Origin of the sequence: Arthrobacter oryzae (genome assembly GCF_037911235.1) — a bacterium.
In the GTDB taxonomy this organism is placed as follows: Bacteria; Actinomycetota; Actinomycetes; order Actinomycetales; family Micrococcaceae; genus Arthrobacter; species Arthrobacter oryzae_E.
The window spans coordinates 1-24245 of the sequence record NZ_JBBLYW010000013.1 but is presented as its reverse complement, the minus strand read 5'-3'; the positions used below and the strand labels follow the sequence as shown (position 1 = coordinate 24245).

Here is a 24245-nt window from a genome sequence, read left to right as displayed (position 1 = left end):
GCGGCCGCATGGAAATTCGAAGAAGTTTTCGATTAGCATTAGTGGGTGCCTAAAGCCGTAGCTGAAGAACCAGCCGTTGATGCCCGCCCCGCCGTCGTCCCCCTGAATCAAGGGAAACCGGCGCGTCCTGACCTTTCCCGCCTCGTGGTGAAAGGGGCGCGCGAGCACAACCTGCGTAACGTGGACCTGGACCTGCCGCGCGACTCCATGATCGTTTTCACCGGGCTGTCCGGATCCGGCAAGTCGTCCCTGGCGTTCGACACGATCTTCGCCGAGGGCCAGCGCCGCTATGTCGAATCGCTCTCCGCATACGCCCGGCAGTTCCTGGGGCAGGTGGATAAACCGGACGTCGACTTCATCGAAGGGTTGTCCCCGGCGGTCTCCATCGACCAGAAATCCACCAGCAAGAACCCGCGTTCCACAGTTGGCACCATCACCGAGATCTACGACTACATGCGCCTGCTCTGGGCCCGTGTGGGGCGCCCGCACTGCCCCATCTGCGGCGAGCAGGTGGCCAAGCAGACGCCGCAGCAGATCGTCGACCAGCTGCTGGAACTGCCGGACGGCACCCGCTTCCAGGTGCTCGCACCCGTGGTCCGCGGGCGCAAGGGCGAATTCGTCGACCTCTTCAAGGAACTCACGGCCAAGGGGTACTCCCGGGCCCGGGTGGACAGCGAACTCATCCAGCTCAGCGATCCTCCCAAGCTCGGCAAGCAGTTTAAGCACACCATCGAAGTGGTGGTGGACCGGCTGGTGGTCAAGGACGGCATCCGCCAGCGCCTCACCGACTCGGTCGAGACCGCCCTGGGCCTGGCCGAGGGTCGTGTGCTGGCGGAGTTCGTGGATCTCGAGGCGGATGACCCGGAACGTGTCCGGGCGTTCTCCGAGCACCTCGCATGCCCCAACGAACACCCCCTCGCCATCGACGAAATCGAACCCCGTTCGTTCTCGTTCAACAACCCCTTCGGCGCGTGCTCGGCGTGCAGCGGCATCGGCACAAAACTCGAAGTTGACGAGGAACTGATTATTCCGAACGCCGAGCTTTCCCTCGGTGAGGGCGCCATCGCGCCCTGGTCCCTGGGCACGGCCACCAGCGAGTACTGGAACCGGCTGCTGTCCGGCCTGGCGAACGAGCTCGGCTTCTCCATGAAGACGCCGTGGCAGAAGCTTCCCAAGGACATCCGGCAGACCGTCCTGCACGGCAAGGACCATAAAGTCGTGGTGCAGTACCGCAACCGCTTTGGCCGGGAGCGCAAGTACAGCACCGGCTTCGAGGGCGTCATCCAGTATGTGCACCGCAAACACCTGGAAACGGATTCCGATTCTGCCCGGGACAGGTACGAAGAGTACATGCGGCAGATCCCGTGCCCTGCCTGCAACGGCGCCCGCCTGAACCCGGCCTCGCTCTCCGTGCTGATCAACGGCAAGTCCATTGCCGAGGTCGCCGCCCTGCCCATGCGCGAATGTGCGCACTTCCTGGACACCTTGGTTCTGACCGGCCGCGAAGCCCAGATCGCGCACCAGGTCCTGAAGGAAATCCAGGCGCGCCTGACCTTCCTCCTCGACGTGGGGCTCGAGTACCTGAACCTGGAGCGCCCTTCCGGCACCTTGTCCGGCGGCGAGGCGCAGCGGATCCGCCTGGCAACCCAGATCGGTTCCGGCCTGGTGGGCGTCCTGTACGTCCTCGACGAGCCGTCCATCGGCCTGCACCAGCGTGACAACCGCCGCCTGATCGAGACCCTCACCCGCCTGCGCGACCTCGGCAACACCCTCATCGTGGTGGAGCACGACGAAGACACCATCCAGGAAGCCGACTGGGTTGTCGACATCGGACCCGGCGCCGGCGAACACGGCGGCCAGGTGGTGCACTCCGGTTCGTACAAGGAACTCCTGGAGAACACGGAATCGCTCACCGGCGACTACCTCTCGGGCCGGAAGAAGATCGAGATCCCCAGGAAGCGGCGCAAATACGACAAGAAGCGCGAGCTGAAAGTCATCGGGGCCAGGGAAAACAACCTCATTAACGTGGATGCCGCATTCCCGCTGGGCCTCTTGACGGCGGTGACGGGGGTAAGTGGTTCCGGCAAGTCCACGCTGGTCAACGAAATCCTCTACAAGGTGCTCGCCAACAAGCTCAACGGTGCCAAGCAGGTGGCCGGCCGGCACAAGTCGGTGCAGGGCCTGGAGCACCTGGACAAGGTGGTGCACGTCGACCAGAGCCCCATCGGCCGAACGCCGCGTTCCAACCCCGCCACGTACACGGGTGTGTTCGACAACATCCGGAAGCTCTTCGCCGAGACCACCGAAGCCAAGGTCCGCGGCTACCAGCCCGGGCGGTTCTCGTTCAACGTGAAGGGCGGCCGCTGCGAGGCCTGCTCCGGCGACGGCACGCTGAAGATCGAAATGAACTTCCTGCCGGACGTCTACGTGCCGTGCGAAGTCTGCCACGGCGCGCGGTACAACCGGGAAACCCTGGAAGTGCACTACAAGGGCAAGACCATCGCCGACGTCCTGGACATGCCCATCGAGGAGGGCGCGGAATTCTTTGCCGCCTTCACCCCGATCGCGCGGCACCTCCGCACGCTCGTCGACGTCGGACTCGGTTACGTGCGGCTTGGACAGCCGGCCACCACCCTGTCCGGCGGTGAAGCGCAGCGCGTCAAGCTGGCTGCGGAACTCCAGAAGCGTTCCAACGGCCGCAGCATCTATGTCCTCGACGAACCCACCACAGGGCTGCACTTCGAGGACATCCGCAAGCTGCTGATGGTTCTCCAGGGGCTGGTGGACAAGGGCAATACCGTGATCACCATCGAGCACAACCTCGACGTCATCAAGAGCGCGGACTGGATCGTGGACCTGGGACCCGACGGCGGTTCAGGCGGCGGCCAGATTATCGCCACCGGAACCCCCGAACAGGTCGCAAAGTCCACTACGAGCTACACGGCCTCATTCCTGGCTGAAATCCTGGGCTAGCCGAACACTGTTGCGAATGGCTGGAGCTTGCTGATCCGGCGGGAAGAAGTATTCCCGCCCGGGAATGCGAGTTTCGGCCATTCGCGCACTTGTGGGAAACTAACCCGGTGACCCTTTCAACAGTGCCCGTGATCTTCGACCTGGACGGCACTCTTGTCGATCCGGCAGGCGGGATTACGGGCGGAATCTCCGCGGCCCTCACCCAACTCGGCATCAGGGTTCCCGCCCCGGCCCAACTGGACGCAATGATCGGTCCCAAACTGAGCGACTCCCTCCTCAACATCGCCGGGGTTCCGCAGGAGCAGTTGGCCGACGTCATCCGTCTGTATCGGGCCTACTACCTCGAGACCGGCATCGCGCAAAGCCGCCTGTATCCGGGGATCCCGGAGCTCATCGAGGAATACGCAGCGTCGGGCCGTCCGATCGCAGTGGCCACGCAGAAGCCGGAAGGGCTGGCCCGGATCGTGCTCGAACACCACGGCATCGCGTCCTCCTTCCACTTCATCCGCGGTTCTGCGGCAGATGAGGCTGCCCACTCAACGGCACCGCGCGGAAAAACCGAAATTGTTGCCGCCGCGCTGACCGACCTCCGTACGCAGCACGCCGTCATGGTGGGCGATCGCGCCCAGGACGTGGCCGGTGCCATGGCCAACGGGCTTGACTGCATCGGTGTCAGCTGGGGATTCGCGCCCGACGGCGAGCTTCAGGAGGCGGGCGCCGTGGCCATCGTGCACTCCACCACCGACCTTGCCGCTGCCGTTGAAAGTATGGACGCCGTGCGCGCCGCAGCCCTGAGCGAGGTGCCCAACGATGGCGTTGTTTGATGCGATCCGCTGGACCACCCGCACGCTGATCTCCGGAACCTGCCGGCCCACCGTCATCGGGCTGGAGAACGTTCCCAAGGAAGGTCCGTTCATCGTCGCGCCGAACCACCTGTCCTTCCTGGACAGCGTCATTGTCCAGGCACTCATGCCCCGGCCGGTGGCCTTCTTCGCCAAAGCTGAATATTTCACCACCGGGGGCGTGAAGGGGAAGGTGATGAAGTCCTTCTTCGAATCCGTCGGTTCCATTCCGGTGGAACGAGGGGAGCAGGCAGCCAGCGTGGCGGCGCTCAAGACGCTGCTGGACATTCTCGAAGCCGGCAAGGGCATCGGCATCTACCCGGAGGGCACCCGCTCCCGGGACGGCATCCTCTACAGGGGACGCACGGGTGTCGGCTGGCTCGCGCTGACCACGGGGGCGCCCGTCATTCCGGTCGGCCTCATCGGGACCGAAAACCTCCAGCCGGCAGGCCAGAACGGCGTGAAGCCGCAACACTTCACCATGAAGGTCGGCGAGCCCCTGTACTTCGAGAAGACCGGTCCCGACCACTCGCTGCCGGCACGCCGCCAGGTCACCGACCGCATCATGGATGCCATTGCCGAGCTCAGCGGCCAGGAGCGCTCCAACAGCTACAACCAGAGCAAGGCAGCCGAGTAGCGTCGGGGGCACCCGTGCATCCTCAGTAGACTTGATTCGTGGCAAATCCAGCTAGTTACCGACCCCAGACGGGTGAGATTCCAACCAACCCGGGCGTGTACCGCTTCCGGGATCAGCACGGCCGCGTCATCTATGTCGGCAAGGCCAAAAGCCTGCGGTCCCGCCTGAATTCGTACTTCGCCAACCCCGGCGGGCTGCTGCCCAAAACCTACGCAATGGTCCACGCGGCCAGCAGCGTGGAGTGGACCGTCGTCGGAAGTGAACTGGAATCGCTCCAGCTGGAATACACCTGGATCAAGGAATTCAAGCCCCGGTTCAACGTGGTTTTCCGCGACGACAAGACATACCCGTACCTTGCCGTCACCATGGGGGAGAAGTTCCCCCGCGTGCAGGTGCTCCGCGGGGAACGCCGCAAGGGAACCCGCTACTTCGGCCCGTACACGGCAGGTGCCATCCGCGAAACCATGGACACGTTGCTGCGTGTTTTTCCTGTCCGCAGCTGCAGTCCGGGCGTCCTGAAGCGGGCGCAGGCCAGTGGCCGGCCGTGCCTGCTCGGCTACATCGACAAATGTTCTGCACCGTGTGTGGGCCGGGTGACGCCGGAGGAACACCGGGCGCTGGCGGAGGACTTCTGCTCCTTCATGGGCGGCGAAGCCAAGCGGTTCATCGGACGGCTGGAAAAGGACATGGCCGCGGCCGTCGCCGAGCTGGACTACGAGCGGGCCGCGCGCGTCCGGGACGACATCATTGCCCTGCGGAAGGTCTTCGAACGCAACGCCGTGGTCCTGTCGGAGGACACCGACGCCGATATTTTTGCGCTGCATGAGGACGAGCTGGAGGCAGCCGTCCAGGTGTTCCATGTGCGTGGTGGCCGCGTCCGCGGCCAGCGCGGCTGGGTGGTGGAGAAAGTCGAGGACTCCACTACTCCGGACCTGGTTGAGCACTTGCTCCAGCAGGTCTACGGCGAGGAAGGCGAAACGCAGGGTCGGATGCCGCGGGAGGTCCTTGTTCCCGAAGAGCCGAGCAACGCGGCCGAACTGGCTCAGTGGCTTGCCGGGCTGAGGGGCGCGAAAGTGGACATCCGGGTCCCGCGCCGCGGCGACAAGGCCGCGCTGATGTCCACGGTGCGGGAAAATGCCGAGCACGCCCTGCAGTTGCACAAGTCGCGCCGTGCCGGAGACCTGACGAACCGGTCACTGGCGCTGCAGGAACTCCAGGAGGCCCTGGACCTGCCCGTCGCGCTGCTCCGGATCGAGTGCTTCGACATCTCCCACGTGCAGGGGACCAACGTGGTGGCTTCCATGGTGGTGGTGGAAGACGGCCTTCCCAAGAAGTCCGACTACCGCAAGTTCTCCATCACCGGCGCCGCAGCCGCGGACGACACGGCGGCCATGCACGATGTCCTCACCCGCCGCTTCCGGAACTATCTCCAGGAGCAGTCGGACCACGCCGAAGCGGCCAGGCTTCCCGGCCACCAGGCCGCGCTCGAGGCCATGGCGGTCGCCTCCATACAGGACACCACCACGCCCGCGCCGCGGGCAAAGTTCGCGTACCCGCCCAACCTTGTGGTGGTGGACGGCGGCAAGCCCCAGGTCAATGCTGCTGCACGCGCCCTGGCCGAGCTGGGGATCGAGGACGTTTATGTTGTCGGCCTGGCTAAGCGCCTTGAAGAGGTCTGGCTCCCGGACAGCGACTTCCCGGTGATCCTGCCGCGGGCATCCGAGGGGCTCTACCTCCTCCAGCGCATCCGCGATGAAGCCCACCGCTTCGCCATCAGCTTCCATCGGCAGAAGCGCGGCAAAGCCATGACGGTTTCCGCCCTGGACAGCGTTCCCGGCCTGGGCGAGGCCAAGCGCAAGGCCCTGCTCGCACAGTTCGGCTCGGTCAAGAGCATCCGGACTGCCAGTGCAGCAGAACTGACCACTGCCAAGGGCATCGGCCCGTCGCTGGCGGAGGCGATCGTCAGCCATTTCAGCAACGGGGCTGCCGGCTCCGGCGCGGAAGCGCCGTCGATCAATATGACGACCGGCGAAATCATTGAAACTTAGCTAGGGTAAGGACCTGAAGCGGAACGCGCGGTTGCGTCGAATTACATAGCAGGAATGGGGCTTTACTCATGGCAGAGTCAACGGCAGGATCCGAAGCGGAACAGGACGGCATGACGCCCGTCAGGCCCGTTGAAGCGGAGCTGCTTGTGGTCACGGGTATGTCCGGGGCAGGACGCAGTACCGCCGCCGACGCACTGGAGGACCATGGCTGGTACGTCGTTGAGAACCTTCCGCCGCAGATGCTCGGTACCCTGGCCGAACTCGTGTCCCACGCCCCGCAGTCCATCCCCAAGCTCGCTGTTGTGGTGGACGTCCGCAGCACGGCTCTCTTCGCCGACATCCGGGCGGCGCTGAAAACCCTCGAGGCCAGCGGCGTCATGTTCCGCGTCCTGTTCCTGGACGCCAACGACGACGTCCTGGTCCGCCGCTTCGAGCAGGGCCGCCGTCCGCACCCGCTCCAGGAAGGCGGACGGATCCTCGACGGCATCGCCGCCGAACGGGATCTGCTCCATGAACTCCGGGATTCCGCGGACATCGTGCTGGACACGTCCGAGTTCAACGTCCATGCGCTGGCTACGGCCATCACCGAGCTCTTCAGCGAAACCGGTCCCGTGGCCCTGCGGCTCAACGTCATGAGCTTCGGCTTCAAGTACGGGCTGCCGGTCGATGCGAACTTCGTGGTCGATGCCCGCTTCATCCCGAATCCGCACTGGGTCCCGCAGCTTCGCCCGCACACCGGCCTGGACAAGGACGTCAGTGACTACGTCCTCGAGGCCGAAGGGGTCAAGAGCTTCGTGGACCGCTACGTGCTGGCCATCGAACCCGTCCTGGACGGCTACCGCCGGGAGAACAAGCACTACGCCACCATCGCCGTGGGGTGCACCGGCGGCAAGCACCGTTCGGTGGCTGTAGCCATGGAGCTGTCCAAGAAACTGGCGCAGTATCCCCGGGTCACCGTGACCACCACGCACCGGGACCTGGGCCGGGAGTAATGGGATTGTTCACCGGGCCGCTGCCCCTTGTTCCGCCGGCCGCCGGCGCCGGCGCCGGGCAGCTCGATAAGGGGCCGTCCGTCGTGGCCCTCGGCGGGGGCCACGGGCTGTCCGCTTCGCTGTCCGCCCTTCGACTGCTGACCTCTGAACTGACGGCCATCGTCACCGTAGCGGACGACGGCGGGTCCTCCGGGCGCCTGCGGGAGGAGTACGGTGTCCTCCCGCCCGGCGACCTGCGCATGGCGCTCACGGCACTGTGTGACGACACTGACTGGGGCCGGACCTGGCGGGACGTCATGCAGCACCGCTTCCGTCCGGGTGCCGGCCGTGGCGGTTCGCTCGACGACCACGCGATGGGCAACCTGCTGATTGTCACCCTCTGGGAACTGCTGGGCGACACGGTGGGCGGCCTCAAATGGGCCGGCGCCCTGCTGGGTGCCCGCGGGCAGGTCCTTCCCATGTCCAGCGTGCCGCTCACCATCGAAGGGGATGTACGGGTGCCCGGTCCTGACGGCACCTACACGCTGGAGACGGTCTCAGGACAGGCCAAGTGCGCGGTGGCGGGTTCGCTGGAGAGCGTGCGGCTCCTGCCGGAGTCGGCGCACGCCTGCGTCGAGGCCCTCACGGCCATTGAGCTGGCCGACTGGGTCATCCTGGGGCCCGGGTCCTGGTACACGTCCGTGCTGCCGCACCTGCTGCTGCCCGAGATGCGCCAGGCGCTCTCTGATACGCCGGCCAAGCGGTGCCTCACCATGAACCTGGCCACGGACACCAAGGAGACCTCCGGGATGTCCGCCGCCGACCACCTGCACGTGCTGCGGAGCTATGCCCCCGACTTCAGTATCGACGTCGTGCTGGCGGACCCGGTGTCCGTGCCGGACGTCGAGGAGTTCAAACGGGCCGCGGGGATGCTCGGTGCCGAGGTGGTGTTGGGTAAAGTAGGGGCGTCGAGCCGCCGACCGATCCATGACCCCCTGCGTCTGGCAACGGCGTACCACGATATTTTCGGGAACAGTTAGGAAGGTGCCATGGCACTGACATCATCAGTCAAGGAAGAACTGTCCCGCCTGGACATTAAGAAGTCCTCGGTCCGCAAGGCTGAAGTCTCTGCAATGCTGCGATTCGCCGGCGGACTCCACATCATTTCGGGCCGCATCGTGATCGAGGCGGAGGTGGACCTCGCGTCCACAGCACGCCGGCTCCGGGCCGCGATCGCCGAGGTCTACGGCCACCAGAGCGAGATCATCGTCGTCTCCGGCGGCGGACTCCGGCGCGGCAACCGGTATGTGGTGCGGGTGGTGCGTGACGGCGAAGCCCTGGCCCGCCAGACCGGACTGCTGGACGCCCGCGGCCGCCCTGTGCGAGGCTTGCCGTCGGCAGTGGTCAACGGTTCCGCCGCCGACGCCGAAGCCGTGTGGCGCGGCGCCTTCCTGGCCCACGGATCGCTCACGGAGCCGGGCCGCTCCTCGGCCATGGAAGTGACGTGTCCGGGGCCCGAATCGGCGCTGGCACTGGTGGGCGCGGCCCGCCGCCTCGGCATCCAGGCCAAGGCCCGTGAAGTCAGGGGAGTGGACCGGGTGGTCATCCGGGACGGCGACACCATCGCAGCCCTGCTCACCCGGATGGGCGCACACGACGCGCTGATGGTCTGGGAAGAACGCCGCATGCGTAAAGAGGTGCGGGCCACGGCCAACAGGCTGGCCAACTTCGACGACGCCAACCTGCGCCGCTCGGCCCAGGCCGCAGTTGCCGCAGGGGCGAGGGTGGACCGCGCCCTGGAGATCCTCGGTGACGATGTGCCGGACCACCTGAAGTATGCCGGCGAGCTGCGCGTGGCCCACAAGCAGGCCAGCCTGGACGAACTTGGCCGCCTGGCGGATCCGCCCATGACCAAGGATGCGATAGCGGGGAGGATCCGCAGGCTCCTGGCGATGGCGGACAAGCGTGCCCTGGATCTGGGCATTCCCGGCACCGAAGCCAATGTGACGCCGGAAATGCTGGACGAGTAACGGCGCCCCTAGAATCGAGACCGGGTAACGGAAACCCGATAGATTTCCGGGTGACCAGTCATCCGGATGCACAATCCGAGAGTTACCAAACCGGACAACCTGTCCACGACATTGGAGGATTTTGTGACCGAGTACGTACTGCCTGAACTCAGCTACGACTACGCAGCGCTGGAGCCCCACATCTCCGCACGCATCATGGAGCTGCACCACAGCAAGCACCACGCAGCCTATGTGACCGGCGCCAACAACGCGCTGGCCCAGCTGGCTGAGGCACGCGAAAAGGGCGACTTCGCCAACATCAACCGCCTTTCAAAGGACCTGGCCTTCCACACCGGCGGCCACGTCAACCACTCCGTGTTCTGGAACAACCTGTCCCCGGACGGCGGCGACAAGCCCGAGGGCGAGCTGGCCGCAGCCATCGACGATGCCTTCGGTTCCTTTGACGCCTTCCGTGCGCAGTTCAGCGCTGCCGCGCTGGGCCTGCAGGGTTCGGGCTGGGGCTTCCTGGCGTACGAGCCCATCGGCGGCAACCTCGTCATCGAGCAGCTTTACGATCAGCAGGGCAACGTTGCGCTGGGCACCACTCCGCTGCTGATGCTCGACATGTGGGAGCACGCTTTCTACCTGGACTACGTCAACGTCAAGGCTGACTACGTCAAGGCGTTCTGGAACATCGTTAACTGGGCCGACGTCGCCAAGCGCTTCGACGGTGCACGCAAGAACGCCACGGGCCTCATTACCCTGTAATGCTGCTCCCGTTCATGCCGCCGCAGGCGTGACGTGGCAGACATGCCCCTGTAACAAACTTCACATTTAGCCCGTTTCGGCCCGAATCGTGGAAGGTCGGCCCCCGCACTTGCGGGGGCCGACCTACTTAAACGTAAGATGGATCACGGAAGGCGGTTAGCCTTCAGCAATGTGGCTGGTCGCCCTCCGATCTGGTAATCATCTCTGCCCAATGGCGTGCGGGATCTGTTAGTTGGCTTGAACGCCCGCTCAACTAGTTGTGCTTCTACAAGCACCAAGGAGACTGAAAAAGTGACGACCCGTATTGGTATCAACGGCTTTGGCCGTATCGGCCGCAACTACTTCCGCGCAGCACTCGCACAGGGCGCTGACCTCGAGATCGTTGCAGTCAACGACCTCACCAGCCCCGAGGCCCTGGCCCATCTCTTCAAGTACGACTCCGTGGGCGGGCGCCTGAAGGAGAGCATCGAGGTCAAGGACGGCAACATCGTCGTCAACGGCAACGTCGTTAAGGTCCTCGCCGAGCGCGACCCCGCCAACCTCCCCTGGGGCGAGCTCGGTGTTGACATCGTCATCGAGTCCACCGGCTTCTTCACCAAGGCTGCAGCTGCCAGGAAGCACATCGAGGCAGGCGCCAAGAAGGTCCTGATCTCCGCCCCGGCCTCGGATGAGGACATCACCATCGTGATGGGCGTGAACCACGAGCTCTACGACAACGCCACGCACCACATCATTTCCAACGCTTCCTGCACCACGAACTGCCTCGGCCCGCTGGCCAAGGTGGTCAACGACGAGTTCGGCATCGAGCGCGGCCTCATGACCACGGTCCACGCCTACACGGCCGACCAGAACCTGCAGGACGGCCCGCACAACGACCTCCGTCGCGCCCGCGCCGCCGCCATCAACATGGTGCCCACCTCCACCGGTGCGGCCAAGGCAATCGGCCTGGTGCTCCCGGAGCTCAAGGGCAAGCTGGACGGCTACGCCATCCGCGTACCGGTCCCCACCGGTTCGGCCACCGACCTCACGGTCACCGTTTCCCGGGAGACCACCGTTGAGGAAGTCAACGCTGCACTGAAGAAGGCGTCTGAGTCCGAGGCACTCCAGGGCTTCCTGACGTACACGGATGAGCCGATCGTCTCCTCCGACATCGTCGGCGACCCGGCTTCCTCGATCTTCGACTCCGGTCTCACCAAGGTCATCGGCAACCAGGTCAAGGTTGTTTCCTGGTATGACAACGAATGGGGCTACTCCAACCGCCTGGTCGACCTCACGGAGCTCGTCGCATCCAAGCTGGGCTAGGGTTAGACACATGACATTCCACACCCTCAACGAACTGATCGCTGATGGTGTCCGCGGGCGGTACATTCTGGTCAGAAGTGACCTGAATGTGCCGCTCGACGGCTCTGAAGTGACTGACGATGGCCGCATCAAGGCCTCCCTGCCAGTCCTGACGAAGCTCACGGACGCCGGTGCCCGCGTGCTGGTCACAGCCCACCTCGGCCGCCCCAAGGGCGCCCCGGAAGATAAATACTCCCTCAAGCCTGCCGCCACGCGGCTTGCTGAACTGGCCTCCTTCAAGGTCACCCTGGCCGGAGACACCGTCGGTGCGTCGGCTCAGGAGCTTGCCGCTGCGCTGCAGGACGGCGAAGCGCTGATCCTTGAAAACGTCCGCTTCGATGCCCGTGAGACCAGCAAGGACGACGCCGAGCGCGGCGCCTTCGCGGACGAACTGGTGGCGTTGACGGGGGAGAACGGTGCATTTGTGGATGACGCCTTTGGCGCCGTCCACCGCAAGCACGCCAGCGTGTACGACGTCGCCACGCGGCTGCCGTCGTACCAGGGCGACCTCGTGCACACCGAAGTCGAGGTGCTGCGCAAGCTCACCACGGAAACCCAGCGGCCTTATGTCGTGGTGCTCGGCGGCTCGAAGGTTTCGGACAAGCTTGCTGTTATCGACAACCTGATCGGCAAGGCGGACACCATCCTGGTGGGCGGCGGCATGCTGTTCACGTTCCTCGCGGCTGAGGGCCACAAGGTGGCCGGCAGCCTCCTGGAAGAAGACCAGATCCCCGTAGTGCAGGAGTACCTGAAGCGGGCGGCGGACGCAGGCACCGAGTTCATCGTGCCCACCGACGTTGTGGTCGCGGCCAAGTTCGCTGCGGACGCTGACCACGAGACGGTCAGCGCTGACGCCATCGAAGGCAGCAGCTTCGGCGCGCAGGGCATCGGCCTGGACATTGGACCCGAATCGGCGGCTGCATTTGCGGCCCGGATCAAGGGTGCCAAGACTGTGTTCTGGAACGGCCCCATGGGTGTATTCGAATTCGAAGCCTTCTCCGGCGGCACCCGTGCCATCGCCCAGGCTCTCACCGAAGCGGATGCCTTCACCGTGGTCGGCGGGGGCGATTCCGCCGCTGCAGTGCGCACGCTGGGCTTCGCTGACGACCAGTTCGGCCACATCTCCACGGGTGGCGGCGCCAGCCTCGAGTACCTCGAAGGCAAAGAACTCCCGGGCCTTAGCGTCCTCGACCGCTAGATCCTCCAGCCGGCAGGGCACCCTACTGAAACAGTCGGGGGCCCTGCCGGCTGTTCACATCACAAGCATTTTTGGAGAACACGTGACTACGTCAACGAATGGCAAGTTCGACCGCACGCCCCTCATTGCCGGCAACTGGAAGATGAACATGGACCATGTCCAGGGCATCACGCTGCTGCAGAAGCTGGCATGGACCCTGTCCGATGCCAAGCACGACTACAGCCGAGCTGAAGTTGCTGTCTTCCCCCCCTTTACCGACCTCCGCGGCGTCCAGACCCTGGTCCAGGGCGATGAACTGGAAGTTGTCTACGGGGGCCAGGACCTCTCGCAGTTCGATTCCGGCGCCTACACGGGTGACATCTCGGGCCAGTTCCTGAGCAAGCTGGGCTGCAAGTATGTGCTGGTGGGACACAGCGAACGCCGCACCATCCACAACGAGTCCGACGACGTCCTCAACGCGAAGGTGAAGGCTGCCTTCCGCCACGGGGTCACCCCGGTGCTCTGCGTCGGGGAGGGACTTGAGATCCGGCAGGCCGGGACGCACGTCCAGCACACCCTTGACCAGCTGCGCACCGACGTCGAAGGCCTCAGCGCCGAAGACGCGGCCGAGCTCGTGGTCGCCTACGAACCCGTCTGGGCCATCGGCACCGGCGAGGTGGCAGGTCCGGAGGACGCGCAGGAAATGTGCGCCGCCATCCGCGCCGAACTCGCCACCCTGTTTGGCGATGAGGTTGCCGCCAAGGTCCGCCTGCTCTACGGTGGCTCGGTCAAGGCCAACAACGCAGCGGCCATCCTGAACGAGCGCGACGTCGACGGCGTGTTGGTGGGCGGGGCCAGCCTCGATCCTGCTGAGTTTGCTAATATTGTCAGGTTCGAGAGTCACCTGCTGACGGATTAGTCCGGACACAGGCGTGACCCCCGCAATCATCAACTTCTGAAAGGCCGTCGTGGACGTTCTTCATGTCATTCTGCAGATCCTCCTGGGCATCACCAGCCTCCTGCTGACGCTGCTCATCCTGCTCCACAAGGGACGGGGCGGCGGTCTGTCGGACATGTTCGGCGGAGGCATGAGTTCCGGCCTCAGCTCGTCCGGGGTGGCGGAACGGAACCTCAACAGGTTCACGGTCATCCTCGGCGTCACGTGGGGCGTTGTCATCATCGCGCTCGGTCTGCTGATGCGCTTCTCCGGGGGCGGCGACTCCTAGCATTCCGCCCGAAACAGATCGGGGACCGGGAGTTTTCCCGAAATTTACACTCCCGGTACTAACGGCCCTGCCGCCGTCGGGAACTCCGCACTAAACTGTGGCTGTTGGCGTCCAACAACCGGTCAGTCGAGTAGCCAGGAGTTCCCGATGGTGCATGCTGCTTCAGGGTTCCGGGGAACCCGTGTTGGGGTGGCCGAAGGGTCAGCCCCCAGAATCCAGCCAAACGACGTTGTCGGTGAACGCTTGCCGCGTATTCGTGTCTCCTATTGGTGCGCCAAAGGACACGAGACGCGGCCAGTTTTCCTTAAGCTCCCGGAAGACCAGATCCCCGTAGTCTGGGACTGCCGCCGTTGCGGCGGTCCGGCGTCGCGCGATGAGACCCGGGTAGAGGTCCCGCGCCATGCCGAAGAGGGCTACAAGAGCCACCTTGAGTACGTTAAAGAGCGGCGCTCCAGCCAGGACGCCGAAGACGTACTGGCTGGAGCGCTGGAACGGCTACGAGCCCGCGGAACCCTTTCGGACTAGCTGCTCGGGAACCCTGGAGGCTGCATTCTCATCGATCAGCCACAGCGTCTGTGAGCGCCCCCTTGGCCCTGCCGCCGGGACCTGTACGGGGTTTGCACCCGCCAGGGCGAGCCCCACGGCGCCGGCCTTGTCCTCGCCCGCAACCACCATCCACACTTCACTTGCGGTGTTGATGGCGGGCAATGTCAGGGAAATCCGTTCAGGCGGCGGTTTGGGCGAGTTCCTGACCCCCACCACCGTGAGCTCCTTTTCCCGGATTCCCGCCTGTTCCGGGAAGAGCGAAGCCACATGGGCGTCCGGGCCTACGCCAAGAAGGACCACGTCGAACCTGGGCAGTGTCCCCGGGTTCTCGGGACGGTCGTCGGACATGTCCGCGGCATGCTCCGCCGCGGCTGCCTCGGCGAGACGGCGCGCGTAATCGGCCGCAGCGTCCTCCGGACTGTCGAAGTCGTCCGTGGACCCCGGCAGGTTCACACGTTCCGGGTCCACTGAGATGCGGGACAGCAGGGCGTCGTGGGCCTGGAGGGTGTTGCGGTCGCTGTCAGTGCTGCCGACGAAGCGCTCGTCGCCCCACCAGAAGTTTACTTTGGACCAGTTCACTGCCGGAGCCGCCGCGGAGTCAGCAACCGCCTTGAGGGTTCCGATTCCCACAGTGCCGCCCGTGAGCACCACCGTTGCCTCACCGTGTTTGTCCTGGACGTCCACGAGCTTGGTGATAAGCCGTGCCGCAATGGCAGCCATCAGTACGGATGAGTCAGGGTGGATGCTTACTCTGGGATCAGCGCTCACTGGGACGGACACTCCTTAGATTTGTACGGGGCAGTCCAATAGTAATCACTTCGCCGAACACTTCGTCGGGATCCAGGCGCCGGAGTTCTTCGGCGAGGCAGTCCCGCAGGCTCCGGCGCGGCAGCGAGATACGCTGCGCCGGCTGGCCCGGCTGGGTCAGCTCGGCCACGGACAGACCAGGGCGGAACAGCTGGACGTCACCGCTGGCACGGCTCAGCCGCACCCGGCGGATACCGGTCCCGGCAGGGTCGGCCACGATGGTCACGGGGGCGTCCAGTGCCAGCGTCAGCCATGCTGCGAGGAGCAGCGTGCTGGGGGAGTCCGAGGCGCCTTCCACGGCCACGGCCGTGACGGGAGACGGGTCCACCTGGTCAAGCACTGCGGCCAGCTGGATCCGCCAGTTGGTCAGGCGGGTCCAGGCGAGGTCGGTGTCCCCGGCCTTGTACGTGTTCCGGATGTTGTCCAGGGCCCGCTGCGGGTCCTCCTCGTTGGCCGAGTCGGTGATCCGGCGGTGGGCTATGCGGCCGATGGACGTATCACAGGCGCTCTTCGGCGCGCCGTGCGGCCACCAAGCCACAATCGGTGCGTCGGGGAGCAGCAGTGCCGCCACCAGGGACTCGCTTTCCTCGGCGAGCTCGCCGTAGCCGCGCAGGACGATCACTTCGGACGCGCCGGCGTCGCCGCCCACCCGGATCTGGGCATCCAGCCGGGTGGGAGCCGTGGCTCCGGCGTCGGCGAGGACGATGATCCGGCAGGGGTGTTCCCGGCTGGCTTCGTTGGCCGCTTCAATGGCCTCTTCCTCGAGCCCGGACTTGGTGACCACCACAAGGGTCAGCACCCGTCCGAGCGCGATCACGCCGCCCTGCTCGCGCAGGGACATGATCTTCTTGGAGATGGCGGAGGTTGTTGTATCGGGAAGATCTACGATCATGGCCTTCTCCAGGTTCGTCCGTCGCGGGCAAGCAGCTCGTCTGCCGAGGCAGGGCCCCAGCTTCCGGGGGCGTAGGGCTCCGGCTGTTCGTCCAGGCTTGCCCAGTATTCTTCAAAGGGATCCAGGATCTTCCAGGACAGTTCAACTTCCTGGTGCCGCGGAAACAGCGGCGGTTCGCCCAGCAGCACGTCCAGGATGAGCCGTTCATACGCTTCGGGGCTGGATTCAGTGAACGAGTGCCCGTAGCCGAAGTCCATCGTGACGTCGCGGACTTCCATCTGGGTTCCCGGCACTTTGGATCCGAACCGGATGGTTGCACCCTCGTCAGGCTGCACCCGGATGACCACGGCGTTCTGGCCGAAGTCGTCCTCGCCGTGATCGCGGAACAGCAGGTTGGGCGCCCGCTTGAAGACGACGGCGATTTCCGTCACGCGGCGTCCCAGGCGCTTGCCGGCGCGCAGGTAGAACGGCACACCGGACCAGCGCCGGGTGTGGATGTCCACGCGGACCGCCGCGTAGGTTTCCGTGGTGGAGTCGGCGGGGATGCCTTCCTCCTCCAGGTAACCGAGGACCTGCTCGCCGCCCTGCCAGCCGCCGGCGAACTGGCCGCGCGCCGAATGGGTGGAGAGGTCCTCCGGAAGCTTGACCGCGGCCAGGACCTTTTCCTTCTCCGCGCGGAGGTCATCGGCGTTGAAGGAAATCGGTTCTTCCATGGCCGTGAGCGCCAGAAGCTGGAGCAGGTGGTTCTGGATGACGTCGCGGGCCGCGCCCACGCCGTCGTAATACCCTGCCCGGCCGCCGGTGCCGATGTCCTCGGCCATGGTGATCTGGACGTGGTCAACGTAGTTGGCATTCCAAAGCGGTTCGAACAGCTGGTTGGCGAAGCGCAGCGCCAGGATGTTCTGGACCGTTTCCTTGCCCAGGTAGTGGTCGATCCGGAACACGGCATCCGGCGGGAAGACGGACTCCACGATGTCGTTCAGCTGCCGGGCGGACTCCAGGTCGTGCCCGAACGGCTTCTCGATGACCACCCGGCGCCACTTGTCACCCTCGGCCTGGGCGAGCCCGTGCTTGGACAGCTGACGGCAGACCTGCTCGAAGGCCTTCGGCGGGATGGACAGGTAGAACGCATGGTTGCCGCGGGTGCCGCGCTGCTCGTCCAGTTCATCGATTGTGTCGCCGAGCCGCTCAAAGGCGTCATCGTCGTCGAACTCTCCCTGGACAAAACGGATGCCCTCGGAGAGCTGGTTCCACACGGCCTCGTCAAACGGGGTCCGGGCGTAGGCCATGACCGCAGCCTTCACCTCGGCGGCGAAATCCTCGTTCTCCCACTGCCGCCGGGCGAAGCCCACCAGGGCAAAGCTCGGCGGCAGCAGGCCACGATTAGCCAGGTCATACACGGCAGGCATGAGCTTCTTGCGTGCAAGGTCGCCGGTCACCCCGAAGAGGACCAGCGAGGAGGGGCCGGCGATGCGGTTCAGCCGGCGGTCCCGAGGGTCCCTCAACGGGTTGCGGCCCCGCCCTGCTGACTTCCTGCTGCCGTTTTCAGTTTCTGGCATGGTTGCTTCGGTGCCTTAGCTTTCAGTGTGGGATGCTGCCTGGCCGGCAAGCTCTGAAACAATGTCCTGCAGTTGCTTGACGCCGGCGGCGCGGTCCGTGAGGTGCAGGCGGAGGACGGGACGTCCGTGGTCGCTGAGGACCTGGGCATCACCGGCGGCCTGAGCCGAGATCAGCTCACCGAACGTGAACGGCCGCTCGGGGATGGAGAGGTCGGTGGCGGAGTCGGCCGTGACCTGCAGGAACACACCGATAGCGGGTCCGCCCTTGTGGAACTGCCCGGTGGAGTGCAGGAACCGCGGGCCCCAGCCGAACGTCACCGGACGGCCGCTGACTGCAGCGAGGTGGTCGCGGACGCTTTCGAACGGTGCGTAGGCCAGCCGGTCGAAGTAGGCCTGGACGCTGAGGTAGCTGTCGTCCGCCAGCTGGGCGAGCAGTGCGGACACGGCGGCTGACGCCGTCGAAGCATCTCCCAGCCAGTCCCCGCCGCGGACCTCAATGGCGCCGTCGACGAAATTGGCGGGGGTGGGCTCCGGCTGGGCATCCAGGAGGCCGCGGGCGGCCACCTTGGCGGCCTCGACGTCGGGCTGGTCATAGGGGTTGATGCCCAGCAGGCGTCCGGCAACGGCCGTAGCAAATTCCCACACCATCATCTGGGTTGCCAGGCCGCCGGAAATGGCAACCTCGTTTTCGCCGAGCTGCACGTCGTCGGCGTCGGACGCAACCAGGCGCACCACCAGGACGTCGGGAGCTCCGGAGGTGACCTCCGGTGCCGTGGGGCCGGCCACCACCGGCAGAACACCGGTGCCCAGCTTGCCGGTGGATTCGGCAATGAGCTGTTCGGCCCAGTCCGCGAAGCCGACAATGCCGGATCCGTCTTCTGCGATGACGATCTTGTTGCGCAGCGGGTTGGTGCCGCCGAGGGCAGTGCCCAGGGCGAGACCGATGTTTTCGGCGGCGTCCTCGTTGAGGACCTCGGCTGCCTCTTCGGCTTCATCCAGGAATGCCTGGATGTCCACTCCGGCAAGCCCGCAGGGCACGAGTCCAAAGGCGGTCAGTGCCGAGAAGCGGCCGCCGACGTTGGGGTCTGCATTGAAGACAGCGCGGTAGCCCGCCTCCCGTGAAGCCTTGTCCAGCGGAGAGCCCGGATCGGTCACAATGACAATCCGGCTCTTCGCGTCGATGCCGGCATCGGTGAAAGCCTGCTCGAAGATCCGCCGCTGGGAATCGGTCTCCACGGTGGAGCCTGACTTGGACGAAACAACAATGGCGGTTTCGGCAAGGCGGTCAACCAGTGCAGCACTGACCTGTTCGGGATCGGTGCTGTCCAGCACAGTCAGCTCGACGCCAGCGGTGCCCGCAATGACTTCAGGCGCCAGCGAGGAGCCGCCCATGCCGCAGAGGACGATGCGCGTCACGCCGTCGGCCTTCAGTGCATCGCGGAGTTCCAGGATGCCGCTGACCAGCGGCTGGGAGACGGTGGCCGCCTCGACCCAGCCCAGCCGGATAGCGGATTCCTGCTCTGCGTCCGGACCCCACAAAGTATGGTCTTTCGCGAAGATCCGGGTGGCAACGCGGTCTTCCAGCAGTGCGGGGAGGTGCTGCTCAAGTGCGTCGCGGGCTGCGCCGGTGGCGTCGTAGCTGAGTGTGCTCATGGTGGGTTAGGAGGCCTTCCGTGCGGAGGCCAGCGCGGCTTCGACGTCGCCGAGCAGTTCCTTCCAGCTGGCCACAAACTTGTCGAGGCCTTCGGATTCGAGCAGCGCCACAACGTCGTTGTAGGAGATTCCGAGCGCGTCGAGGGCGTTCAGGGTCGCGTTCGCATCGTTGTAGCCGCGGGTGACGGTGTCACCGGTGACCACGCCGTGGTCGAACGTGGCGTCGAGGGTCTTCTCCGGCATGGTGTTGACCACGCCGGGGGCGACGAGTTCGGTGACGTAGAGGGTGTCCGGGTAGGCCGGGTCCTTCACGCCGGTGGAGGCCCAGAGCGGGCGCTGCGGCAGGGCGCCGGCTTCGGCCAGGAGGGCCCAGCGTTCGGTGGAGAAGAGTTCCTCGTAGACCTGGTAGGCCAGGCGGGCGTTGGCGAGTCCGGCCTTGCCCTTGAGTGCCTTGGCTTCGTCGGTGCCGATGGCGTCGAGGCGCTTGTCGATTTCGGCGTCCACGCGGGACACGAAGAAGGACGCGACCGAGTGGATCTTGGAGAGGTCGTGGCCGTTGCCCTTGGCCTGCTCCAGCCCGGACTGGAAGGCGTTGATGACGGCGCGATAGCGCTCGAGCGAGAAGATCAGGGTCACGTTGACGCTGATGCCCTCGGCCAGGGTGGCCGTGATGGCTTCGAGGCCTTCGAGGGTTGCCGGGATCTTGATCAGGACGTTGTCCTTGGCGACCTTCTTGTACAGGTGCTTCGCTTCGGCGATGGTGCCGGCGGTGTCCCAGGCGAGGCGGGGATCGACTTCGATGGACACCCGGCCGTCAACGCCCTTGGTGGCCGCGGCGACGGGAGCGAACAGGTCGCAGGCGTCGGCAACGTCGGTGGTGGTGATTTCGAAGACGGTCTCTTCAACGGTGGCGCCGGCTGCTGCCTGGGCGGCGATGACAGAGTCGTAGTCGTGGCCGGTGGTGATGGCGGCGTGGAAGATCGACGGGTTGGTGGTGACGCCAACGACGTTCTTCTCTTCGATGAGCTTGCGGAGGGTGCCGGTCTGCAGGCGGCCGCGGGACAGGTCGTCGAGCCAGATCGAGACGCCGGCGTCGGAAAGCTGCTGGGTGGGGGTAGTCATGTCTAACTCCTTGAAGTCTTGGGTTCCGGGGGACGGGGTCCCCCGGAACCGTGATGGATCAGTTGGAGAGGCCGGCGAGGGATTCCTTCGCCGCGGCGGTGACGGCTTCTGCCGTGATGCCGAATTCCTGGAAGAGGCGCTTGTAGTCGGCGGAAGCGCCGAAGTGCTCCAGGCTGATGGAACGGCCGGCGTCGCCCACAAACTCGCGCCAGCCCAAAGCCAGTCCGGCTTCGACGGAGACGCGTGCCTTCACGGCCGGGGGCAGGACGGCGTCGCGGTAGGCGGCGTCCTGCTTGTTGAACCACTCCACGCACGGCATCGACACCACACGGGTGGGGATGCCTTCGGCCTGGAGCGCTTCGCGGGCGTTCACGGCCAGCTGGACCTCGGAACCGGTGCCGATCAGGATGACCTGGGCGTCAGCGGTCTTGCCGTCCTTGGACGCTTCGGCCAGGACGTAGCCGCCCTTGGCCACACCGGAGACGGCACCGAAGGTGTCGCCTTCTGCTTCGCCTTCGCCGCGGGCGTAGGTGGGGATGTTCTGGCGGGTCAGCACGATCCCGGCAGGGTTCTCGTGGTTTTCCAGCATGACCTTCCAGGCTGCGGCAACCTCGTTCGCGTCACCGGGGCGGACAACGTCCAGACCGGGGATGGCGCGCAGGGAGGCCAGCTGCTCCACCGGCTGGTGGGTGGGGCCGTCTTCGCCCAGGCCGATGGAGTCGTGTGTCCACACGTACAGGGACGGGACACCCATCAGCGCGCCGAGGCGGATGGCCGGGCGCTGGTAGTCGGAGAAGATCAGGAAGGTACCGGAGAACGCCCGGGTCTTCCCATGCAGGGCAATGCCGTTCACGATCGACGCTGCGGCGTGCTCGCGGATGCCGAAGTGCAGCACACGGCCGTACGGGTTGCCCTTCCACGCTCCCGTGGACCGGGATGCGGGGATGAACGAGGGCGAACCCTCGATGGTGGTGTTGTTGGACTCGGCAAGGTCGGCCGAGCCGCCCCACAGTTCCGGCATGACCGGGCCGATCGCGTTCAGGACCTTGCCGGACGCGGCGCGGGTGGAGACGTCCTTGCCTGCTTCGAACACCGGCAGGGCGGAATCAAGTTCCACCGGGAGCTTGCGGGCCTCGACCCGTTCGAGCAGCGCGGCTGCTTCGGGGTTGGCGGCCTGCCATGCTTCGAAGGAGTCCTGCCATTCGGTGCGGACCGCGGCACCGCGGTCAACAACGGCGCGGGCGTGGGCCAGGACTTCCTCGTCGACCTCGAAGGTCTTCGCGGCGTCAAAGCCCAGCACGTTCTTCAGTGCGGCAACTTCCTCAGCGCCCAGGGCCGAACCGTGGATCTTGCCGGTGTTCTGCTTCTTCGGAGCCGGGAAGCCGATGATGGTGCGCAGCGACACGATGGAGGGCTTGGACGTCTCGGCCTTCGCGGCGATCAGGGCGGCGTACAGTTCCTGGACGTCTTCCTTGTATTCGCCGGTCTTGGTCCAGTCCACGCGCTGGACGTGCCAGCCGTAGGCCTCGTACCGCTTGAGGACATCCTCGGTGAACGCAACGTCGGTGTCATCTTCAATGGAGATGTGGTTCTCGTCGTAGACCACCACGAGGTTGCCGAGTTCCTGGTGGCCGGCCAGCGAGGAAGCCTCGGAGGTCACGCCTTCCTGGAGGTCGCCGTCGGAGGCAATGACCCAGATGGTGTGGTCGAACGGGGACTCGCCGGCGGGAGCGTCGGCGTCGAACAGGCCGCGCTGGCGGCGCTGGGAGTACGCGAACCCGACCGAGGACGCCAGGCCCTGGCCCAGCGGTCCGGTGGTGATTTCCACACCGGCGGTGTGCTTGTACTCCGGGTGCCCCGGTGTCAGCGAATCCCAGGTCCGCAGCGCCTTCAGGTCCTTCAGTTCCAGGCCGTAGCCGGAGAGGAAGAGCTGGATGTACAGCGTCAGGGACGTGTGGCCGGGGGAGAGGATGAACCGGTCACGGCCGATCCAGTCCGGGTTCTTCGGGTCGTGGCGCATCAGCTTCTGGAAGAGAAGGTACGCTGCCGGGGCGAGGCTCATCGCGGTGCCCGGGTGGCCGTTTCCTACTTTTTCGACCGCGTCCGCGGCCAGAATGCGTGCCGTATCAACGGCTCGCTGGTCCAAACTGGTCCATGACAGTTCTTGCTCTTCCAAATGTGGCACGAAAACCGGGCCCCTCTCTGTGCTGACGGCAGGTGGTACGAACAGGCCGTGGCGGGGGCACACATAATGGCGCCCGCTGCGGTTAGTACCAGCCGTTCACCATTGAAACGTTGATCTTCATTCAGTCGCGTCCGAGATTCCGGGAATGCGCATTCCATCGGCATTCCTTGCGTGCTGATCTGCAGACAGCTTAGCCCCATTCCAAGGGCTGGTCAGCGTGTATCTCACTAAGTGGACTGAATTTTCCTTATATGAATCACCCCGTCGTGCAGCGGCCGTGAGGATGGGTTAACGTGCCGGAATCATGGAGGCATTGGAGTCCTGAGAGCCACGGTATGATATTCGGAGGCCACCGCCGGAAGGAGCGGGCCCGTTTTTGGGCCGCCGCCGCTGCGAGAACCAGCCGGACTGAACAGCCAGACAGAACAGAGTGACTGCCACCGTGAGCACAACAGATACGCCGCTGAACGCCTCCCGGCTCCCCGGAAAGATCGGGATAGCCCGCAAAGCCAAGGCGTACCTTGCCCTCACGAAACCGCGGGTCATCGAACTGCTCCTTGTGAGCACGCTGCCCACCATGATCTACGCCGAACGCGGATTCCCCTCCATCGGGCTGATCCTTGCGACGCTCGTGGGGGGAGCGTTTGCTGCCGGCAGTGCCGGCGCCTTCAACTGCTACCTCGACCGTGACATCGACAAACTGATGCACCGCACCGAGAACCGCCCCCTGGTGACCGGCGAAGTGACCCCGCGCGAGGCCCTGGTGTTCTCCTGGCTTCTAGGTGCCGCCGCCATCGCGATTCTTTGGTTTGGCGCCAACCCGCTGTCCGCCTGGCTGGGCCTCGGGGCGATCGTCTTCTACGTGGTCATTTACACCATGATCCTTAAGCGCCGCACCGCTCAGAACATTGTCTGGGGCGGAGCGGCGGGATGCTTCCCGGTGCTGATCGCCTGGGCCGCCGTCACCAACACGGTCGAGTGGCCGGCGATCGTCCTGTTCATGGTGATCTTCCTGTGGACGCCGCCGCACTACTGGCCGCTGTCCATGCGTTACGGCGAGGACTACCGCAACGCCAACGTCCCGATGCTCGGCGCAATCGCCGGGGCAAAGGTCGTCTCGGTCCAGGTAGTCCTGTACGCCTGGGCCATGGTGGCGTGCTCGCTGCTGCTGGTCCCCGCCGGCGGGGCGGGCTGGGTCTACACCGTCACTGCCGTGGCCGCAGGTGCCTGGTTCCTCTATGAATCGCACGCCCTCTACAACCGGGCCCAGGGTGGCGACGTCTCCAACAAGGGCGCCATGAAGGTCTTCCACGGTTCCATCAGCTACCTGACGCTGCTCTTCATCGCCCTGGCCGTCGACCCCTTCGTGGGTTCGGCCATCATGGGCTAACTAGCGCTTCTAAACCCGGACGCTCTCTCACTCCCTGGGGCTTAAACCCGGACGCTCTCTCACTCCGTGTCGCTTAAACCCGGACGCTCTCTCACCTTG

Annotated in this window: 20 protein-coding genes; 14 read left to right on the top strand and 6 right to left on the bottom strand. The window is 65.3% G+C overall.

Features of this window, described 5'->3' with window-relative positions:
* Positions 1 to 45 precede the first annotated feature (45 nt).
* The 13 genes from uvrA (at position 46) to WMN78_RS04425 (ending at position 14517) form a co-directional block, all read left to right on the top strand.
* Entirely contained in the window at positions 46 to 2973 is a 2928-nt protein-coding gene (gene uvrA / locus WMN78_RS04485) for an excinuclease ABC subunit UvrA (protein ID WP_340532282.1), read from the top strand.
* A gap of 107 nt (positions 2974 to 3080) precedes the next feature.
* Complete coding sequence (locus WMN78_RS04480; protein ID WP_340532281.1) at positions 3081 to 3797, top strand: HAD hydrolase-like protein; 717 nt, start codon at positions 3081 to 3083, stop codon at positions 3795 to 3797.
* On the top strand, positions 3784 to 4452 hold the full coding sequence (locus WMN78_RS04475) for a lysophospholipid acyltransferase family protein (protein ID WP_340532279.1): 669 nt from the start codon (positions 3784 to 3786) through the stop codon (positions 4450 to 4452). The genes WMN78_RS04480 and WMN78_RS04475 overlap by 14 nt, the downstream gene beginning before the upstream one ends.
* A 38-nt stretch (positions 4453 to 4490) precedes the next feature.
* Positions 4491 to 6500: an excinuclease ABC subunit UvrC gene (gene uvrC / locus WMN78_RS04470; RefSeq protein WP_340532278.1), complete on the top strand. Its 2010-nt coding sequence runs from the start codon at positions 4491 to 4493 to the stop codon at positions 6498 to 6500.
* Between the two features lie 68 nt (positions 6501 to 6568).
* Positions 6569 to 7492, top strand: coding sequence for an RNase adapter RapZ (gene rapZ, locus WMN78_RS04465; protein WP_340532277.1), 924 nt, complete (start codon positions 6569 to 6571; stop codon positions 7490 to 7492).
* On the top strand, positions 7492 to 8511 hold the full coding sequence (locus WMN78_RS04460; RefSeq protein ID WP_340532276.1) for a uridine diphosphate-N-acetylglucosamine-binding protein YvcK: 1020 nt from the start codon (positions 7492 to 7494) through the stop codon (positions 8509 to 8511). Before rapZ ends, WMN78_RS04460 begins: the two co-directional genes overlap by 1 nt.
* 9 nt (positions 8512 to 8520) lie before the next feature.
* The gene (gene whiA / locus WMN78_RS04455) at positions 8521 to 9501 is read left to right on the top strand and encodes a DNA-binding protein WhiA (protein ID WP_011691931.1); all 981 of its coding nucleotides are present in this window, start codon (positions 8521 to 8523) and stop codon (positions 9499 to 9501) included.
* A gap of 123 nt (positions 9502 to 9624) precedes the next feature.
* Entirely contained in the window at positions 9625 to 10248 is a 624-nt protein-coding gene (locus WMN78_RS04450) for a superoxide dismutase (protein ID WP_043481406.1), read from the top strand.
* Between the two features lie 291 nt (positions 10249 to 10539).
* Positions 10540 to 11550 carry a type I glyceraldehyde-3-phosphate dehydrogenase gene (gap, locus tag WMN78_RS04445; RefSeq protein WP_340532275.1) on the top strand — a complete coding sequence of 337 codons (1011 nt, stop codon included), beginning with the start codon at positions 10540 to 10542 and terminating at the stop codon, positions 11548 to 11550.
* 10 nt (positions 11551 to 11560) lie between these two features.
* Complete coding sequence (locus WMN78_RS04440) at positions 11561 to 12787, top strand: phosphoglycerate kinase (RefSeq protein ID WP_340532273.1); 1227 nt, start codon at positions 11561 to 11563, stop codon at positions 12785 to 12787.
* 82 nt (positions 12788 to 12869) lie between these two features.
* A complete protein-coding gene (tpiA, locus tag WMN78_RS04435; protein WP_340532272.1) occupies positions 12870 to 13685 on the top strand; it encodes a triose-phosphate isomerase in 816 nt (271 codons plus the stop codon).
* Positions 13686 to 13734: 49 nt separating this feature from the next.
* The gene (gene secG / locus WMN78_RS04430) at positions 13735 to 13992 is read left to right on the top strand and encodes a preprotein translocase subunit SecG (protein ID WP_011691936.1); all 258 of its coding nucleotides are present in this window, start codon (positions 13735 to 13737) and stop codon (positions 13990 to 13992) included.
* 147 nt (positions 13993 to 14139) lie between these two features.
* Entirely contained in the window at positions 14140 to 14517 is a 378-nt protein-coding gene (locus WMN78_RS04425; RefSeq protein WP_340532271.1) for an RNA polymerase-binding protein RbpA, read from the top strand.
* Here the strand turns inward: WMN78_RS04425 and pgl are convergent.
* Genes pgl through tkt form a run of 6 tightly spaced genes read right to left on the bottom strand, consistent with a single transcriptional unit; the run spans position 14488 to position 22747 of the window.
* The gene (gene pgl, locus WMN78_RS04420; protein ID WP_340532270.1) at positions 14488 to 15306 is read right to left on the bottom strand and encodes a 6-phosphogluconolactonase; all 819 of its coding nucleotides are present in this window, start codon (positions 15304 to 15306) and stop codon (positions 14488 to 14490) included. The two genes, WMN78_RS04425 and pgl, sit on opposite strands and share 30 nt — an antisense overlap.
* The gene (locus WMN78_RS04415) at positions 15296 to 16237 is read right to left on the bottom strand and encodes a glucose-6-phosphate dehydrogenase assembly protein OpcA (protein ID WP_340532268.1); all 942 of its coding nucleotides are present in this window, start codon (positions 16235 to 16237) and stop codon (positions 15296 to 15298) included. The genes pgl and WMN78_RS04415 overlap by 11 nt, the downstream gene beginning before the upstream one ends.
* Complete coding sequence (gene zwf / locus WMN78_RS04410; RefSeq protein ID WP_340532267.1) at positions 16234 to 17796, bottom strand: glucose-6-phosphate dehydrogenase; 1563 nt, start codon at positions 17794 to 17796, stop codon at positions 16234 to 16236. The genes WMN78_RS04415 and zwf overlap by 4 nt, the downstream gene beginning before the upstream one ends.
* Before the next feature lie 15 nt (positions 17797 to 17811).
* Positions 17812 to 19449 carry a glucose-6-phosphate isomerase gene (locus WMN78_RS04405; protein WP_340532266.1) on the bottom strand — a complete coding sequence of 546 codons (1638 nt, stop codon included), beginning with the start codon at positions 19447 to 19449 and terminating at the stop codon, positions 17812 to 17814.
* A gap of 6 nt (positions 19450 to 19455) precedes the next feature.
* Positions 19456 to 20571: a transaldolase gene (gene tal / locus WMN78_RS04400; RefSeq protein ID WP_340532265.1), complete on the bottom strand. Its 1116-nt coding sequence runs from the start codon at positions 20569 to 20571 to the stop codon at positions 19456 to 19458.
* Between the two features lie 58 nt (positions 20572 to 20629).
* Complete coding sequence (tkt, locus tag WMN78_RS04395; protein WP_340532287.1) at positions 20630 to 22747, bottom strand: transketolase; 2118 nt, start codon at positions 22745 to 22747, stop codon at positions 20630 to 20632.
* 439 nt (positions 22748 to 23186) lie between these two features.
* Here tkt and WMN78_RS04390 point away from each other — a divergent pair, with 439 nt between their 5' ends.
* The gene (locus WMN78_RS04390) at positions 23187 to 24146 is read left to right on the top strand and encodes a heme o synthase (RefSeq protein ID WP_340532264.1); all 960 of its coding nucleotides are present in this window, start codon (positions 23187 to 23189) and stop codon (positions 24144 to 24146) included.
* Positions 24147 to 24245: the final 99 nt, after the last annotated feature.